Genomic DNA, 16,476 nt, shown 5'->3' with positions numbered 1-16,476 from the left:
CTGCACTGGTTCCGCCGCCTGCGCATCCGCTGGGAGATCCGCGACGACATCCACGAAGCGTTCCTCACCCTCGCCTGCGCCATCATCTGCTGGCGCCGACTCCAACACTCAAAGAGTTAGGAGCTCTTAGCCGACGTCCCTGCCCTGGTCGTCGTGACGGCCACAGGATCCTTGGCCGAGTTCGCCGAATACCTCTCGACGGCAGCCGAGGTGGACCACCCCGACGTGATCGTGATGGACCTGTATCTCGACGGTTCGGCCCCGTCGTTGGCAGAAATCAGCGATCTCGCTTCGATCGCCCGGGTACTGGTGATCTCGGCCAGTGGCCGGGCAGGGGACGTCCTCGGCGCCATCCGGGCCGGTGCGAGTGGATACCTCACCAAGCAGTCCACCCCCGAGCTGCTCGCCTCAGCGGTGACGACACTCGCAGCCGGTGGCTTCTCACTCTCCGCGGAGCTTGCCGACATCGTGCAGGCTGCGCTCTCCGATCGGCCCGATCACCAACGCAAAGCGGCCCTGTCACCCCGCGAGGAACAGACACTCAGCCTCATCGCACGCGGGCTCACCCACGGCCAGATCGCAACCCGACTCGGGGTACGCAAGGCGACGGTGGACACGTACGTCGAGCGGATCCGCGCCAAACTCCAGGTGGGTAACAAGGCCGAGCTGACAAGGGCGGCGCTGAGCCGGCTCGACCCGGGCGCGGCATGAGGGGAACTGACCGCAATCAGCACCGCCGTGTCGTTCCCTCACAGCCCAGCCGCTTACACGATCACCTCGGCCGGGCCGGCGCGCATGTCAACAAAGGCACCACAGCGCGTTGTGGTGTGAACGCAGACTTCTGTGTCTACACATCGGGCCAGCAGCATTGATCTCTACCGATCGCGTCGTGGGAGGAAAAGCGATGAGGACACCTGCACGCCGCTCGCTCGTCGTACTGCTTGCTGGGATGCTCACCATGGTCTTCACCATCGGGCAGGCGGCGACGGCTCAGGCAGCGGTCAACCGCGGGCCGGTTCCGGCGGGCATCACCGCACCCCCCGGCTCGTACTACGCCAACGGAATCGTGTACGGGTCCGACGGCGCCCAACTCCTGCTCAACGCCGCTGCTATCCCTGACAGGTGCGTCGGCTGGGTGTGCCTCTACGAGCACTCCAACTTCGGCGGCCGCAACCTCCGCTTCGGCTGCGGCTACCAGGGCAACCTGACCGACTGGGGGTTCAACGACCAGATGTCGTCGTGGTCGAACAACACAGGCTGCGACGCCAAGTGGTTCTTCAACGTCTACGGAACGCCCTGGTACGACCCCGGCACGTGCATGCAGGCGTGGTCCATGAACACCTACGTGGGCCCCGGCAACAACGACCAAGCGTCCCGCCTTGAGGTCTACACCGACGGTGCCGCCTGCTGACCCTGTCGTCCATCCCCACCTCAGCCCCGATTCGTCGAGGGGAGACCTCATGTCGATCACTACACGCGAACCGGTTGTACGACGTACCTCGGCAATGCTCGTCAGCGTCATGCTCGCCGCCGTCGCCACCCTGCTGGTCGGCAGTCCGGCGCAGGCGGCGGGAACCGGAACGATCAACGCCTGGGGTGACCCGGTCAACGTCCGCAGCGGACCGGGCACCAACTTCGGTGTCACTGGCTCGCTTGCCGACGGCACCCTGGTCACGATCCATTGCACGACTCGTGGCACCAATGTGGAAGGCCCCTACGGCTGGACCGATGTCTGGAACATGATCGGCAATGACCGGTGGGTCGCGGACGCACTCGTCGACACCGGCACGATGAATCCGGTTGCCGGCCCCTGCCTCAACCCGGGCAGCTACCCATGGCCCGCCACTGACAGCTGGGTTGCGGACGGCGCCGGGTACTTCGCAGGTGAGTGCACGTCCTTCGCCGCATGGGCGGTGCGCAACGACGACATTGCCAGCCGCTCCCCAGACTGGCGCGGCAACGCTGACATGTGGAACGACAACCGCAGTACGGTGACGGTGGTCAGCAGCCCTCGGGTCGGCGATGTCGCCCAGTGGGACCCGTACCGTTACGGTGCCGGTGGAGCGGGGCACGTTGGGTATGTCTCCGCGGTGTACGGGGACGGCACGATCCAGATTCAGGAATACAACTGGGGTACCTTCCACCGCTACAACACCCGGCGCATCGGAGTCGGGATTCCCAGCCGATACCTCCGCTTCTAACGCTCATCGGGCCAACGCGTTCGCCATGCTCGGGTCGCCGTGACTGCTGGCTCAGATGGCCCACGGGTGACCAGGCAATTGCCCATTCGTCGCGAGTGGACGGACCTGGGCAGCGACATCTACCGGATTGTCGACAGGACGAACGCCGTCCTGTCGACAATCCGGCACCCCGGACCGCGTCCAGGCGATGCTGTGGTCGACGACCCAGCGGCGCCGGCCGAGGCCGGAGCCGTGTAGGTGACCACCGCGTGCGATGACCGGGGTGATCCCGCGGGCGCGGACGAGGTGGCGGTGCTTGCCGTGGTCGTAGCCGCGGTCGGCGTAGATCCTGCGGGGCCTGCGGGCGGGCCAGCCGCGTCGGCCGCGGATCGGTGGGATGGCGTCGATCAGGGGGATGAGCTGGGTGACGTCGTGCCGGTTCCCGCCGGTCAGCGTGACCGCGAGGGGGATCCCGCCCGCGTCGGTGATCAGGTGGTGTGTGCTGCCGGGCCGGCCGCGATCGACCGGGCTCGGCCCGACGTGGTCCCCCCTTTGAGCGCACGCACGTGCGAGGCGTCAACCACCGCGTAGGCCAGGTCGAGCGCTCCGGCGGCACGCAACTCGGCCAGGAGCACCTCGTGCAGACGCCGCCACACGCCCTGCTCCTGCCAGCGCGCCAGCCGCCGCCAGCACGTCGACCCGGACACCCCGCACGCCGAAGTCGGCAACTGCTGCCACGGGATCCCGGTCCGCAGCACAAACAAGATCCCCGCCAAGGCCGCCCGGTCATCACGGGCCAGGCGTCCCGGGTAGCGGAACCGGCGGGTCCGGGCCGGGATCAACGGCGCGAGCCGATCCCACATCCCGTCAACGATCTCCCTCTCACACGCAGCCTACCGATCTACAACCAGCTCAAACCATCCACAAGCGACACGCCAAACTCAAACTGAATCGACCCCGAGAGCAAAGACGGAGAATCGCGCCCGGCGCAGCCGTTGAGATCGTGGAGGTGCGGCGTCAGCCACGCCGCCCCGCGCGGGCGCCTTCGGCAGAGGCATCGTCCGACCGGGCCACGGCACCTGACTGAAGGGCATTATGAGCATGGCGCACATCGATCTCGGGGTCGACGAGAAGCGGTTCCCCGGCATCATCGGCCTGATGCAGTACCGCCCGGAGACCGCGAAGCCGCTCAGCGATCTGGCCGAGGTGCTGCTGCGCGCACCCAACTCCTCCCGGCCGGTGAGCGGGAGCTGATCGCCGCGTACGTCTCCGCGCGCAACGAGTGCACCTTCTGCTGCTCGTCGCACTCCGCCTTGGCCGGGGCGCAGCTCGACGAGGGCCTGCCTCTCGTCTCCGAACAACTCGGTCACTCCACCACCACTCTGACCCGCGACACCTACCAAAGCGTCACCAACGAAATACTGCACCAGGCCGCCGACGCCGGCGCCGACAGTCAACGTGATCTCGCCCAAGGTCGGCATGCAGTGCACCGCCTGCGACGAGGTGTTTTGCCTCCCTGCTTGCTTGGCTGGGGCAGACTCGGCGATCAATGTGCCGCGCCCACGGTGCGGCGGCGAACTCGCCGTGATGGAGCTGAACCGCTGAAGCTGCCGCGGTCAGCGCCCTACGCTGGACCGTCCGGCAGCCGCCACTATCGAGTCCTTCTCCGCGTCGGCGAGCACACCTGCCTGAACCAGGTCGGCGGTGACGTCGGCAACGTGCGCCAGGAAGGCGCCGTGGCTGCCCCAGTCCGCCTCGTCACGGATCAGGTCGTTGACCGTGCAGCCGTCGGCTGCGTACCGGTTCGCCACGCCCGAGTCGACGACATCGACGACGACGCGCGGTTGTAGGTCCGAGCGCGGGCAGGCGTCCGTCTCTGGCACGTAGCGCAGTAGGTGTGAGCCGTACTGCACGGCACCGTTCGAGGCCTTGACCCCGTTGCGGAACCACAGGTTGCCCCGCGCGTCCTGGGTGAGCCGGTACGTCTGTGCGTCCCGGATTACCCGCACCGTCTTCGACAACGGGTCGATCTTGAGCAGGTTGCCGTCGAGGGACGCGTAGACATGCTCATCCGCAGCGTTCACGACCAGTTCGTCCTGCACACCTGAGTACCCGCCCGGCACGTCCTGCCGGTGCACCACCACGCCGGTCGTCGGGTCGAGGATGAACAGTTCGCCGTCCGCCAGACCCCAGATCATGCCGTCCGGGCCGGCGACCACCGAGGTGATCGCATCGGCCCCGGGTACCGGGATGTATTCCGTGATCTTCTCTCCGGTGTCGAGGTCGGCGGTGAAGACCTTCGCCTCGGTCGCCTTCGGCTCCGTACCCCCACCGCCGTTGATCGTGGTGCCGGCCCAGATCCGGTTGTTGGCAACGGCCAGGGAGATGACGCCCTGGTCGGCGACGATGTCGCGCCGCGTGGTCCGCTCGCCGGTCGCGGTGTCGTACACGGTGAGTGCGCCACCCCAGAGGCCGTAGTCGGGGGTGCTGCCGACGTAGATCTTCGAGCCCGCCGAGGCGAACGAGACCGGCCGGTTCTGCCCGTCCGGCTGCAGCCGGAACACCTCGCGCGGGTTAGTGCCCAGCTTGTACGGCTTCGCTGGGTCGTACTCGAGCACCCCACCGTACGGGTACACGCCCTGATACATCTTCCCGCCGTACCAGCCGAAGCCATCGGCCTGGCCGAGCCGGCCCAGGTTGGTTGGCTTACCAGTGGCCGGATCGAGAACGGCGAGGTTGCCGTTGATGTAGAGGTTGGTGTAGATCCTGCCGGCCGGGTCGGCGCTGATGTTGTTGATGTCCAGGGCCTGCGGCGGGAATGGCAGTACGTACCGCTCGTTCGCCCCGGTCGCCGGGTCGTACCACAGGGCCTGTCCCTGATAGTTGCCGACCGCCGCGTAGAGCTTGTGGTCGATGAACCCCCAACCGATGGCGGGGCCTGCGGCGACCACCGGCTTACCGGCCGCATCGAGCGTTGGCCCGTAGGTGTCGGTCGTCAGATCGTAGCGCCACAACTGGGTGCCGGAGGTGAAGTAGACCGACCGGCCGTCCGAGGCGACCGTTGACGTGCCGCGCGAACTCATGGTGAAGTTCTCCGCCAGCACCGCGCCGGTGTCCGGGTCGAGCACCAGTGCCTGCAGGTTGCCACGCTTGATGAACAGTTTGCCGCCGACGAAGTTGATGTCGGCCGGGCCGCTCGGAGCACCGCGCAGCGCCTCTGGCCAGATGTCCCGCTTCTCGCCGGTGGCGAGGTCGACGCGGATGAGGTAGCCGCGGCTGTTGATCGCCGCCCAGAGCACGTTCCGCGCCGGGTCGACCGCGACGTCGATGACGTACTGCTCAGTGGGATGCATCCGGCCGTAGTCGCGGAACCCCTCGGACGGCGAGTACGAGAACACGTGTGCGCTGGGGTATGTGCCGCCGTAGATTCGGCCGCCGGAGCCAGGTCGGAAGCCGTACAGCACGATTTCGCCAGGCACCGGCGCACCCAGGTCGACGATGCTGCGGGTCTGCGGGTCGTAGGAGTACACGTGCGCGTTGGGGTAGCTGCCGGCGTACACCGTACCGTCGCTGGCCTGCGTGACGGCCCAGGCGCCCGAGGATTCGGGCAGGTGGGCGGTGTCAAGCAGCTCGCGGGTCACCGGGTCGGTCACGCTCAGCACACCGGGCGAGCCCATCTGGACGCCGAAGCCGGCGGGACGACCGCCGGGACCGGTGCCGTAGGCCACCTCGTGGACGGTCAGTGCAGTCTGCTGCACCCCGAAGTCGGTGACCGACCCAGTCTCCCGGGCGGTGGCGGCCTTTGCGGCGGCCGGTCCGGCAGTGCTGAGAAGGAGAGAGACGAGGGCAGCGGCGAGGCCACCCCGGACAATGCGTCTGGTCATCGGGGACCTCCGACAGCAATGTGGATGAGGTTTCGATCCCGCAGGGTGTACAGGCCGCGCCCGGAAGGATCGGCGGCCAGCTTGGCGCCGTCGAACCACGCGCCGTCCAGACCGTCGACGACGGTGCTGACCCGCAGCGACTCCAGATCGACCCGGTAGACCCGTCCACCGTCGGTGCCGTACAGAACGTCGTCGCGGACCACGAGATCACCGCCGACGGCGCCCACCCGCACGGTCCGCAGCACCGTGCGGCCGGCGGGAGCGAACTCGAACAGGATCCCAGTGTCGGTGACTCCGTAGATCTGGTTCTTGGCGTACGCCAAGTCGGCGATGAACGTCGCGCCCGGCACCGGTTCGAGCTGCCAGTCGAGGCGGCGCCGACGCAGGTCGAACCCAGCCAGCCGGGCGGTGGTGGTGGCGGGCGGCAGGCCGAACCCTTCTTGAATGTAGGTGCCGAGGTAGGCGGTGCCGCGCAGCGTGGTCACCGAGTAGATGCTCTGCTGGTCGACGACCGGCCGGTACACGTCCAGCTTTCCGGTGGGGACGTGGTACAGCGCGAGCGCGCCGTCAGGTTGCCCGGGCTCCGGCTGGGTCGGTATGACCAGTAGCTGCAAGTGCTCGTCGTACACCATGTCGCGCGGTCGGTCCTGCCGGTTCGCAATGCGCGCGAGCAGCGTCGCCTCGGAATCGCCAGGCCGCCAACCGTAGAGCAGGGCCTGCGTGTACAGACCCAGGTAGGCCCGATCGTCGATGGCGACCATCGCCTTCGGCTGGCCGGGCATGCCGATGCGGGTCTGGTCGCCCGTGGTCCGATCGTGCACCTGGACGCCACCCTTGCCGCTGACGTACACCCGGCGGCCGTCCGACATGACCGTCATCGGCTGCTCGGCCGCGGCCCGGAACCCGCGCTGGACAAGGTTGCGGTAGTCGATGGTGTCAGTGGCAGGGTCGTAGACGAACAACGCTCCGTCTTGGATGCCCCACACCTTGCCGGCATGGGCGAGCAGCGCGGGCGTCGCGGCCTCGGGGTACGGCACCCCGAGCGCCTCGACCTGCCCAGTGGCGCGACGGTAGCGGTAGAGGGTGCCGGAGGGCCGGCCGGTGAAGTAGACGTCGTCGCCGAGGATCGCCGTCGCGGTCACGTACTTCTCGCCGGGCGCAGTGGCCTTGACGATCTGGTAGTCGGTCGGGTCGGCCTTGGCCAACACGAGCAGCTCGCCGAGGGACGAGATACCCATCGCCAGATGAGTGTCACTCATCGTCATGCTCGCCACGAAGTCGCGGGCTACCAGCTCCGACGGCAGGATCTCGCGCTTGGCGTCGGAGGCTCGGTCGATCGCGACCAGATGGGCGTGCGCCCCGATACCGGCCCAGACGGTCGTGGCGTCGGCGGCGATACTGCGCACGTACTGCTCGCCTGGCACCGGCTGGCCGAGGTCGCGAGTCGTCCGGGTGACCGGGTCGTACTCGATCACCCGTCCGGTCTCGGACGTGCCGAGGTAGATCTTGCCGTCTGAACTTGCGGCGATGTTCCAGATGAACTGATCGTCGAACGACGCAACCTTGGTGACCGTGTGGGCCAGGGTGTCGATGCGATACAGGTCCGACGGGATGTGGGTGCCGACGTAGACATCGGTGCCGATGGCGACCATGGCCCAGGCACCGATGCCCGACGGAATGTCGTAGTGGCGGATCACGTGGTCGGCTTCCGGGTCGTACACCCCGACGGCGTTGGGCGACAGGCCCCGGGTGACCGCGTAGAGAAGGCCACCGACGAAGACGGCGTTGCCGAGGGCGTTGGTAATGCTGGCCGGGCCGAGATCAGTGATCGTGCCCTCGGCGGGTGTGTTTGCCGAGGTCATGCCGGGTCGAAGTGTGGCCAGGGCTGCGCCGGTGACTGCGGCCCGCAAGACGGTGCGTCGCGATAGTGGCACGAAGTGACCTCCCCAGGGTTGGGTAAGTGCCCGCCACTGTATTACGGACGCGCCCGAAACTCCATAGCCGATGGTAAATGGGTGAGCTTCGTGTGATTCAGGGCGGCTGCGATGTCGACCTTCGCGCATCCAGCCCGATAATGGCCGCATCCGTAACTCGCCAAGCGCCCGAGGTTGGCCATCTGGCCCGTAACGGCCAGTCCTGCCCGTCCGGAGGTCGAGCAGCGCCGCGGATGATCGGGAGCCGCCCGGTCCAGACCAAGATCACTGCTACACTGCCCGGGCAGACGATGATCAAGGAAGTACAGCGTGCCGTCGATACATACCGCATCCCTGCGTAGGCTCGGTGAGGCGTTCGCCGAGCACTCCGAGCAACTGGACCGGGACACCAAGCGGGTGCTCCTCGGGCTGACCCTCCCCTCGGAGGTGTTCCCCGCGTACGCGGCGACCGCCCCGGCGGATTACGAGCAGGTGCGCTCCGGCGTGGAGGACGTCACCGTCGCCATGGGAAAGATCTTTGACACCATCGGCGTCGCGCTGACCCGGGTCGCTGCCCACTACGAGGAGATGGAAGAGCAGCAGGGCAGCGGATTCAGCTACCGCGACGGCTAGCTCGGCGGGGCTTGAGGATCGGATGACGAGGATCTGAAGGGGAAAGGGCCTGCCCGTGCACGAGGGCAAACTACTGCTCGACAACGACGCTGACGACAGCAAGGCCTGGCAGGCCGTGGTGTTCGGGGTCAACGGAGTGTTGGCCGCTTCCTTCCTTCCGGACGGGATCGCCGCGTCGGCGGGGACGTTCACCGTCGGACACGCGTTGGTCTTGCCCAACGTGGTCGATCCCGAGGCGTGGTTCCGCAGTTCCGACTCGTGGGGCGAGCTCAAGAACGCCTACGACCGCATGCACGGCGACCTGGAGAGCAGGATCGCCGAGGCGAAGAGCCGCTGGCAGGACAGCGCGGCCAACGAGTTCAACGGGTTCGTGACCGGGGAGTTGCAGCCGATCCTGAAGAGGCTCTCCGAGACCTGCGCCCTGATGGACTCCGCCTGCTTCCAGATGGGCGCCGGCGTGGCGGGCGTCATCGCCGCCTACCTCGTCGCCGCCACAAGCGCGGCAGTCGCGGCCGTAGCGGCGAACGCCTCCGGCCCGGCCTCGCCCGCGGTGAAGATGGCGATATTCGCGGCCTGGGCCAGCTTCGTCGTCGGCCTGATCGGCCTGTTCGTTTCGTTCGTCGTGGCGCTCTGGTCGACCTCCAAGACCGTGAGCGACGCGTACGACGCGCTGGCCAACAAGCTCGGCGAGAAGAACGGGCAGATCGATGCGGGCAGCCTCACCCTGCCCGAACCGGTCCGGATCGTGATCTCGAAGCCGCAGGAATGGGAGAAGCAGCAGTGACGGATCGGATGGGGACGATCGGCGACTCGGCGCAGGAGGCTCAGCGGCAGGGCTACACCGGGGAGTCGATGCGACGCGTCACTGAGGCGGTCGACGGCTTCGCCGCCGAGATCGCGGCGCTGACCGACGAGTCAGCCGAGGGGTACGACAGCCTGGGGCTAGTGGGCGCCCGCGTCACCGGCGACTACCGGGTCGAACACGTCTACATCAGCCCGCAGGCGATGGCCGCCCTCGACGCTGCGGCGCTCGGCGCAGCCTGCCGGGAGGCGATCGTCGCAGCCCGGACCAGCATGGGCGAGCGGCTGACCCAGCGCCTGGCCGGGATCTCCGGCAACGCGGACATCCCGCCGCCCACGGACCTGAGTGCGGCGCTCGACCAGTTGCGACTAGCCGTCGAGCGGACCCGGTGATGAACGTCGAATCGTTGCGCCGCATCTGCGACGACATGGTGGCGGCGATGACCCGGGCCGTCGAGTTCGCCGAACGGGCGCCGCACACTGAGTACGAGGCCACCTCCCCGGGCGGGGAGGTCACAGTCCGAGTGTCCGGGGCGAAGGAACTGCTGGAGATCCAGATCGACAGGCGGGCGAAACGGACCGTCGACAACCTCACGCTCGGCGAACTGGTGACGCAGACGATCCGCTCCGCCGAACTGCTGGCCGATGACGCGCGGGCGCAGCTGCTCGACGGTACGTCCATCGGCGGGTTCGCAGTCGGTGACGTCCTGCGCGATCCCGGCGAACTGCTGTCCCGCTTCCAGCCCAGCCGCTAAGCCGGTCTCTCCCGCCTGAGCCGGGGCGGCCGGGGCTACGGTCCGGCGCCGCCCCCATCTTTGGCGTCGCATCGCATCGGTCTCCCATGGGGCGGGCTAACGAATCTCCCTCTGGGCGTTCCAGCGGTCGATCAGGGCCGGTAGCTCCCGCCACGGGTAGTCGTAGAAGTCCCGCATCTCGGCGAGGTGGCGACCTGGAGGCTGTCCGTGCCGGAGGCGCCGATGCCCTGTTCGGCGGCTCCCCGCATCACCTTGACCAGTTGGTTCTGCTCCGACATTAGCCTGGCCCAGGCACCTTCCGGGAAGCGGAAGTGCTCCCGGCGACTGCCAGGGGCGGGCAAATTTTCGATCAGCCCGACCGAGATGAGTGTCTTCAACGCGGTCAAGACGCTGCCCGTGCTTATGCTGAGCAACTGGGCGATATCGCCCGCGGTCAGCGTGTCCCGCTCCGAGAAGAGCAGCGCCGCAAGGACCCGCGCGGTCATCCACTGCATCCCCCTTGAACAGACGGGCCGGCTCACCTCGATCCAGGATGTCATCGGCGGCCAGTGCACCTGCCGCCGCGGGTCCGGCCGAGGAGCACCGCCCGCTCGTGCGGGTTCAGCACCTCGTCGAACCGCACCTCGCTCACCGACCACGCTCCGGGCACGGACGGAGCCTGCCAGACCACGACGGCGGCGTCGTCCCGGACATGGACGTGCGACACGGCCGACCGGGTGAACACCACCGGCTACGTCTACGACAGCCTCGGCCGAACCACCACGGTACCGGCGGCCGACACTGCCAATCCGTCGGGTGGGGATGTCACGGTCACCTACCACTCGACCGACCTGGTCGACACCATCACCCAGGGCAGCCGGACGACCGACTGCGCCCCTCGACGTCACCGGCGAGCGGTCCCGACCTCTCGGGGGACGCACCCTGAGGTCCGACCGTCAGCGATGGTTGGCGGGACACGTCCGTCGGCGCCTCCGGCAACGCCAGTTGGCCGCTGCTTCAGCCATGACGCGTCGACGTATCGGTCCCGCTGGCGTTACGCCTGAGCGTTGTCCACGCGTTCGGCAAGCTGCTGGATGAAGGGGTCGAGACGGTCGCGGAGTTGGCGAAGTGGCCGTAGGGCCACGGGCGTTCCAGGAAACGCCAGCGGGTGTGGACGTAGTACGTCGGCGCCGCCGGATGGTGGCTGGGGGTCGGGGCGGACGGCGGCGGTGTGGATCAACGGTCATGGTCTGGTCGGTGTTGTTTGCGAACCGGTCAATGACGCCGGCGCTGGCAGTGCACTGGTAACGGCTGGGACGTTCTCCGAGGGGGCCTACGAGGTTGCCCTGCGCAGCGCTGGTAGTTGCCCGAGCGTGGTCCTAGCCATCGCGACTGCCCGGTCCAGCCCGTCGGGCAGATCGGGTGGGAGCTGGCTGATCTCACGACAGATCTGCTCGGCGTCGTCCAGGAACCGTTTGATCGCGCCCTGGGGATCCCAGAAGTTGCTGTTTACTCCGCGTCCACGGCGGAGTGTGGCCAGATCGGCGGGAAGGTCCCGGGGTGACCGCGGGGGCTTGGCGATCCAGTCAGGCGGTTGCATTCCGCGTGCCGATATCTCCTGGTCGATGGCCCGCCGTAGCTCAGCGACCTTGGCCCGGAACTCGGCGATGCGTTTCTCGATCGCCGCCTTGGTCGGCACCTGCAGGAGATTGCCTGGGCAGGCCACGGCAAGTGGGCGAAACGGCACCTGCCGGCTGTCGGCGTTGTAGACCACGTGCAGGCGCAGCAAGTACAGCGAGGTCGCGCCGGGAGTTTCGTGGAGATAGCCGCTGCCCGGCGGGATCTCGGTATTCACCCGAACCTGGAAGCGGTCGGCCTCGCCTGGCCCGATCACCTGGGAGATGCCGACGGTGACCCGGGCTCCGTGGGCTTTCTCCGGCACAGGAAGCTCGACGTCGTAGGTCGCTGACGGGGGCAGCCACACACCCCCTGAGGTGTCCACGTAGGGCAGCAGGTCGCCGAAGGCTGTGATCCGGCGTGCCCACAACACCTCCACCACCATCTTCGTAAGCACTGCGGACTCGCCGCCACGGTTGAGCAGCTTCAGGTCAACAACAGGGGGGTCCATCCATCTGGACTGGCGCTCCGGCACCGAGATGTCGACCGGCTCCACCCGCGGGCCTTCGCCCGAGGACGACGTGGCCCTCGCAGGCTGGGCGTGCGGCGCCGGGTGGGCGGCGGCCTGCTCGCGGGCGGCCTGCTCGCGAGCGGCTAGGAGCTCGGCCGCCAGGGCCCTGGCGTCCTCGTCGTGCCGGCGCACGACATCCAGATCATGCCGGCGCCCGACATCCACAGACATGGCGTCGACCGCTTCCACATCCGCCCGTCGCGGTCGGCGCGCGTACAAGACAGCCCACGCCCCGATGACCGCCGCGATGATCGCACCACCTACGGCGATGAGTGACGCCATCATGCCGGAGAGTATGGCAGGGGTGGGTGAAACCGCAACACATGCCGCTCGCAAGACCGGCCCGAAGGGTGTGTCCCAGGCTGATATCCAACAGTGACGCCTACGGATCCAGCGCGGTGATCGACCGCAGCCCGCTCTGCCGGGGATCCATCCGCGACAGCGGCGACTCGCCGGACGCCCGCAGTGCAGGTCGGTGCCACCGGCATACGACCCGGACGGCACCTGGCCTCCGCATCATCGGCCAGATCAGAACCTCAGACGGCAAATCGCGCCCGTTACCGGCCTGCACTCCACACGGCGACACGGGCGTCTCCGAGCGGGAATCGCTGATCGATGTCATCGGCCATCTCCACCAGATCGGCTGGCAACTCCGGTTTGGGTGAGCACATCGAGGCCAAACAGCAGGCTGAGGAATCGCGAGGCGCTCCGCCCCTGACCGAGGCCGAGATCGAGGAGATGCGTGCGGTGTTCTCAGGCATCCTGAGCCTGGTCTCGGACGAGGAGTTCTACGACTCGATGCGGCAAGGACGCAGAGGCCGACGAAGGTCCAGCCACCGCAAGCAGCGGCGCGGACGGCGGCGAACGCTTCCGCACGGGTTGACGACCACCACGGCCTGGGGACGTGCTCTGGACGCTCACCGCGAGCCCACGACCGTGGGTGAGTCGGCGTCGGGGATGAGCAGGCGCGGCGGGCCGCCGTCGAGCGGGACCGTCCAGATGTCGGCGCTAGTGCGGCCGCCAGCGACGTTGGGTACGGCGTAGAGGATGTGCTCGTCGTCCAGCCAAGCGACCTGGTCGTCGATGCTGCGGGTCTCGGCCAGCGGGCGTTCGCGTCCCGTCGTGAGATCGAGCGCGTGGAACCGCCAGGCCTGGTCGGCCGTAGGGCTGACTCTCTTCTTGTAGATGATGGTGCGTTCGTCCGGAGACAGCGACGGGCATTCGGCGTTGTCCTGTAGGGCGGTCAGCGTACGGGCGTCCAGGTCGCCGCGGGCCAGGTAGGTGCGCCCGCTGGCGGCGACAGTCGCGAAGAACAGCCGCGAGTCGGCGGTGAACGTCACGCCCCACACGTTGCGGTCGACGCTGTTGTCGATGCGGCCGTTGACCGTGAAGGTGAAGTCCTCGAGGTTGCCGATCGTCCGGCCGTCGGCGTCGTAGACGATCGTCTCCGTGGAAAAGCCGAGCGAGATATAGTTGTGGCCGTTGACGAAAACGGTGGTGGCGAAATGGCGGCCGTCGGGGGCGACGCGAGCGCGGCTCGGTACACCGCTGAGCGGCTCGTCGTTCACTTCGCGAAGCCCGCGGTCGAGCCGGACGACCTCGTACGGCTGCACCGGGTTGTTTCCGGTCCGCAGGCAGACCGCCTTCTCGCCGGCCGCGGCGACCCGTACGCACCGTGGCCCGGCCAGTTTGCGCGGCGCATCCGGGGCGCCGGCGGCGACATACCCGATCCGGCCGTGGTCAGCGCCCGGGGCCAGCGACCGGAAGACGATGTGCGGGGAGCGGAAGAGGTCGGCATCGACGTCGCTCGCGGCCGTTGCCCCGCCCCCGCGGGCGATCGAGAGCAGCAGCGCGCCCACGGCCGCCCCGACCAACGCGGTCGCGATCACGAGGGTGAGGAGCGAGCGGCGCGGAGAGGAGACCGGCCGGCTCACCGCGCGGATCCTTCGAGCTGTAGTCATGGCTTCTCCTTTCGATTCCGCAGAAGGGTCGGGGCGACGGACAGGACAACCACCGCCAGGCCGACGGCGAATAGCGACAGGGCCGGTACCGGGCCGATCGTGACCCACAGCGCGCCGAAGGTGAGCGCGGCGGCACTGCGTCCGAGCGCGGTCGCCGTCTGCACCGTGGAGATGGCGGTCGACCGCCACTGGGCGGGGACGAGGGCCGCCGTCGCCGCCGGCAGGACGCCGTCGGTCGCGGCGTAGTAGAGGCCGAGCAGGACGACCGCGAGGACCGCGCCACCGCCGCTGGTGCCGAGGCCGATCACCAGATAGGCGAGAATGATGCCGAGGTGGCCCGCGAGGAAGACCGGTGTACGGCCGTAACGGTCGGACAACCGCCCGATCGGGATCGCGGTTGCCAGGTAGACGAGACTCGTCGCAAGGAACAGTAGCGGGAAGACCGAATTGTCCACCATGGAGCGTTCGAGGAGGCTCAGGTAGAGGAAGGCGTCGCTGACGGTCAGCAGGGACAGCGCGCCGGCGGCGATGAGCACCCGCCGGAAGCCGGCCCGGGCGAACAGTGAACGGAGGGCGATCCGGGGACCGGCGTGAGCGCGGACCGCCGGGGCCGGCTCCGATACGCGGTTGACCAGCAGCAGCACGCCGAGCCCGGCGACGCACATCGACACGAAGAACACCATGTCGAAGTCACCAGGGGCGAGCATGAGCAGGGAGAACGCCACGACGGGGCCGAGCAGTGCACCCAGCGTGTCCAGCGCACGGTGCACGCCGAACGACCGCCCCAGCAGGTCAGGCGGGCTGGTGGCCGCGATCAACGCGTCCCGCGGCCCGGTGCGCAGGCCCTTGCCGACCCGGTCGACGCCGATGGCAGCGGACAGGGCGCCGATACCGGTCGCCGGCAGGAGCAGGACCTTGGCCATCATGCCGAGGCCGTATCCGGCGACCGCCACCGCTTTGGGACGCGCGAGGCGGTCCGCCGTGTAGCCACCGGCGATTCGGGCGGCCGCGGTGCCGGCCTGGAAGAAGCTGTCCAGGACGCCGAACGCGAGCGGGGACAGGCCCAGCCCGACAGTGACGAACAGCGGTAGCACCGCGGTGACCATCTCGGTCGAGATGTCGGTGAGAAGGCTGACCACCCCGAGCACGACGACCGTCCCCGGCACGCGGCCGGCCAGCCGCCGAGTGGGCGTGGAGGGATCGCGGACGCTGATGTACACGACGACTCCTTCGGATCCGAGCGGCGGGCGGGCCGGACGGCGCCCCGGTCCGGTGAGGCCCGGGGCGCCGGTCCGGCTCAGCCGGGAAGGGGCTGTCCGGAGGTGAACTTCTCGAGCACGTTCTCGGTGATCCGGGTCATGTCGTTGTCGTAGTTGTTGGCGAAGAAGCTGCCGCTCCACACCATCGACGAGGCAGCGAATACCGCGCCGCCGTTCGGGTAGTGGATCAGCGTCACGTCGCCGCGGACCATCGGGTTGGTGTCGCCACCCTCAAACAGCGACGACGTGTTGATTTCCTCGACGACGTGCATGTACTGCTCACCGAACGGCTGCGACGTGCCGAGAACGATGGCGTTGGCCGGTGTACCGAGCGCGTAGTCGACGCGATCGACCTCCTCACCCATGGGGCCGCCGGGCGACTGGAGACTGGGCAGGTCGCCGCCGATCCCAGTCTTCTTGGAGACACCCTCGAAGACCCAGGCACCAGATGGGCTGTAGCTGGCCTCGCTCCGGTCGAACGGCTTGTTGTACTGTGCGCTGCCGGTCGGGTGGCCGAAGCCCTGGGCGCTGAACCCCGTGCCGACGAGCTCCTGGGGCGGCGTGCCGCGGAAACGCCACAGCCCGCCGTACTCCTGGTCGGTGCTGTGGTAGTACTCGCCCGGTGCCGCCTGCCAGGCCTCCGTACCGTCGTGCCGGCGCAGCTCCGTGTAGGTCCGCGTCCGGTCCAACGCGGTAACCCAGTAGAAGCCGTTGCCGCCGAGGTACATCAGCCGGCCGCCATCGTTGAGCCAACCCTTGATCGCCTCGTGCTCCTCGGTGGCGATGTACTCGGGGTGTGTCAAGCCCCGGGTTTGATGGAGAGTTGGTTAGCTGGTTTTCAGGGGTGCGGTGACCGGGTGGGTCATCGCGTGTAGCGCCTCGTACTCGGCGGGTGGGACGTGGCCGAGTTCGCCGTGCAGCCT

16 protein-coding genes and 1 pseudogene are annotated in these 16,476 nt (G+C 68.2%); 8 read left to right on the top strand and 9 right to left on the bottom strand.

Features of this window, described 5'->3' with window-relative positions; all coding sequences use genetic code 11:
* Positions 1 to 153: 153 nt before the first annotated feature.
* From D7I43_RS31145 to D7I43_RS31135, 3 genes are all read left to right on the top strand, one after another.
* Complete coding sequence (locus D7I43_RS31145) at positions 154 to 711, top strand: LuxR C-terminal-related transcriptional regulator (RefSeq protein WP_120332143.1); 558 nt, start codon at positions 154 to 156, stop codon at positions 709 to 711.
* Between the two features lie 193 nt (positions 712 to 904).
* Positions 905 to 1,411 (top strand): peptidase inhibitor family I36 protein, encoded by a 507-nt coding sequence (locus D7I43_RS31140; RefSeq protein ID WP_204985321.1) that lies wholly within the window; start codon positions 905 to 907, stop codon positions 1,409 to 1,411.
* Between the two features lie 49 nt (positions 1,412 to 1,460).
* Complete coding sequence (locus D7I43_RS31135; RefSeq protein WP_147427358.1) at positions 1,461 to 2,201, top strand: CHAP domain-containing protein; 741 nt, start codon at positions 1,461 to 1,463, stop codon at positions 2,199 to 2,201.
* A 180-nt stretch (positions 2,202 to 2,381) separates the two neighbouring features.
* Here D7I43_RS31135 and D7I43_RS31130 read toward each other — a convergent pair.
* Positions 2,382 to 3,043, bottom strand: a pseudogene (locus D7I43_RS31130) (IS5 family transposase); the annotation flags it as partial.
* 238 nt (positions 3,044 to 3,281) lie between these two features.
* On the opposite strand from D7I43_RS31130, the gene D7I43_RS33945 reads away from it, so the two are divergent.
* Positions 3,282 to 3,434: a hypothetical protein gene (locus D7I43_RS33945; RefSeq protein ID WP_240033301.1), complete on the top strand. Its 153-nt coding sequence runs from the start codon at positions 3,282 to 3,284 to the stop codon at positions 3,432 to 3,434.
* 362 nt (positions 3,435 to 3,796) lie between these two features.
* On the opposite strand, the gene D7I43_RS33935 is transcribed toward D7I43_RS33945, so the two are convergent.
* Together D7I43_RS33935 and D7I43_RS31120 are read right to left on the bottom strand one after the other, a co-directional pair.
* Entirely contained in the window at positions 3,797 to 6,163 is a 2,367-nt protein-coding gene (locus D7I43_RS33935; RefSeq protein WP_240033300.1) for a hypothetical protein, read from the bottom strand.
* Positions 6,061 to 7,998: a ligand-binding sensor domain-containing protein gene (locus D7I43_RS31120; protein WP_120332141.1), complete on the bottom strand. Its 1,938-nt coding sequence runs from the start codon at positions 7,996 to 7,998 to the stop codon at positions 6,061 to 6,063. The genes D7I43_RS33935 and D7I43_RS31120 overlap by 103 nt, the downstream gene beginning before the upstream one ends.
* A 309-nt stretch (positions 7,999 to 8,307) precedes the next feature.
* Between D7I43_RS31120 and D7I43_RS31115 the strand changes: the two genes are divergently transcribed.
* Genes D7I43_RS31115 through D7I43_RS31100 form a run of 4 tightly spaced genes read left to right on the top strand, consistent with a single transcriptional unit; the run spans position 8,308 to position 10,166 of the window.
* Complete coding sequence (locus tag D7I43_RS31115; protein WP_120332140.1) at positions 8,308 to 8,610, top strand: hypothetical protein; 303 nt, start codon at positions 8,308 to 8,310, stop codon at positions 8,608 to 8,610.
* 55 nt (positions 8,611 to 8,665) lie between these two features.
* Positions 8,666 to 9,394: a hypothetical protein gene (locus D7I43_RS31110; RefSeq protein ID WP_120332139.1), complete on the top strand. Its 729-nt coding sequence runs from the start codon at positions 8,666 to 8,668 to the stop codon at positions 9,392 to 9,394.
* Positions 9,391 to 9,804, top strand: coding sequence for a YbaB/EbfC family nucleoid-associated protein (locus D7I43_RS31105; protein WP_120332138.1), 414 nt, complete (start codon positions 9,391 to 9,393; stop codon positions 9,802 to 9,804). The genes D7I43_RS31110 and D7I43_RS31105 overlap by 4 nt, the downstream gene beginning before the upstream one ends.
* A complete protein-coding gene (locus D7I43_RS31100) occupies positions 9,804 to 10,166 on the top strand; it encodes a YbaB/EbfC family nucleoid-associated protein (RefSeq protein ID WP_120332137.1) in 363 nt (120 codons plus the stop codon). Before D7I43_RS31105 ends, D7I43_RS31100 begins: the two co-directional genes overlap by 1 nt.
* Positions 10,167 to 10,297: 131 nt before the next feature.
* On the opposite strand, the gene D7I43_RS31095 is transcribed toward D7I43_RS31100, so the two are convergent.
* The 6 genes from D7I43_RS31095 to D7I43_RS31070 all read right to left on the bottom strand — a co-directional run bounded on the left by D7I43_RS31095 (position 10,298) and on the right by D7I43_RS31070 (position 16,356).
* Complete coding sequence (locus tag D7I43_RS31095) at positions 10,298 to 10,651, bottom strand: GbsR/MarR family transcriptional regulator (RefSeq protein ID WP_240033299.1); 354 nt, start codon at positions 10,649 to 10,651, stop codon at positions 10,298 to 10,300.
* Between the two features lie 50 nt (positions 10,652 to 10,701).
* Positions 10,702 to 10,893, bottom strand: a complete 192-nt coding sequence (locus tag D7I43_RS31090) for a hypothetical protein (RefSeq protein WP_120332136.1) — start codon at positions 10,891 to 10,893, stop codon at positions 10,702 to 10,704.
* Positions 10,894 to 11,478: 585 nt separating this feature from the next.
* Entirely contained in the window at positions 11,479 to 12,618 is a 1,140-nt protein-coding gene (locus D7I43_RS31085; protein ID WP_120332135.1) for a hypothetical protein, read from the bottom strand.
* A 632-nt stretch (positions 12,619 to 13,250) separates the two neighbouring features.
* Entirely contained in the window at positions 13,251 to 14,192 is a 942-nt protein-coding gene (locus tag D7I43_RS31080; protein ID WP_158610193.1) for a TolB family protein, read from the bottom strand.
* A gap of 98 nt (positions 14,193 to 14,290) precedes the next feature.
* Positions 14,291 to 15,514, bottom strand: a complete 1,224-nt coding sequence (locus D7I43_RS31075; protein ID WP_120332133.1) for an MFS transporter — start codon at positions 15,512 to 15,514, stop codon at positions 14,291 to 14,293.
* Positions 15,515 to 15,591: 77 nt separating this feature from the next.
* Complete coding sequence (locus D7I43_RS31070) at positions 15,592 to 16,356, bottom strand: N,N-dimethylformamidase beta subunit family domain-containing protein (RefSeq protein ID WP_120332132.1); 765 nt, start codon at positions 16,354 to 16,356, stop codon at positions 15,592 to 15,594.
* Positions 16,357 to 16,476: the final 120 nt, after the last annotated feature.

The organism is Micromonospora globbae, assembly GCF_003610785.1.
Taxonomy (GTDB): domain Bacteria; phylum Actinomycetota; class Actinomycetes; order Mycobacteriales; family Micromonosporaceae; genus Micromonospora; species Micromonospora globbae.
Note: the sequence above shows the minus strand (reverse complement) of the source record. Positions and strands in the feature narration are given on the sequence as shown.

Excerpts from the sequence above, each read along its gene's own strand:
- D7I43_RS31085 (WP_120332135.1), bottom strand. The coding sequence starts at position 12,618 with ATGATGGCGTCACTCATCGCCGTAGGTGGTGCGATCATCGCGGCGGTC.
- D7I43_RS31135 (WP_147427358.1), top strand. The coding sequence starts at position 1,461 with ATGTCGATCACTACACGCGAACCGGTTGTACGACGTACCTCGGCAATG.
- D7I43_RS33945 (WP_240033301.1), top strand. The coding sequence starts at position 3,282 with ATGGCGCACATCGATCTCGGGGTCGACGAGAAGCGGTTCCCCGGCATC.
- D7I43_RS31100 (WP_120332137.1), top strand. The coding sequence starts at position 9,804 with ATGAACGTCGAATCGTTGCGCCGCATCTGCGACGACATGGTGGCGGCG.
- D7I43_RS31140 (WP_204985321.1), top strand. The coding sequence starts at position 905 with ATGAGGACACCTGCACGCCGCTCGCTCGTCGTACTGCTTGCTGGGATG.
- D7I43_RS31095 (WP_240033299.1), bottom strand. The coding sequence starts at position 10,651 with ATGACCGCGCGGGTCCTTGCGGCGCTGCTCTTCTCGGAGCGGGACACG.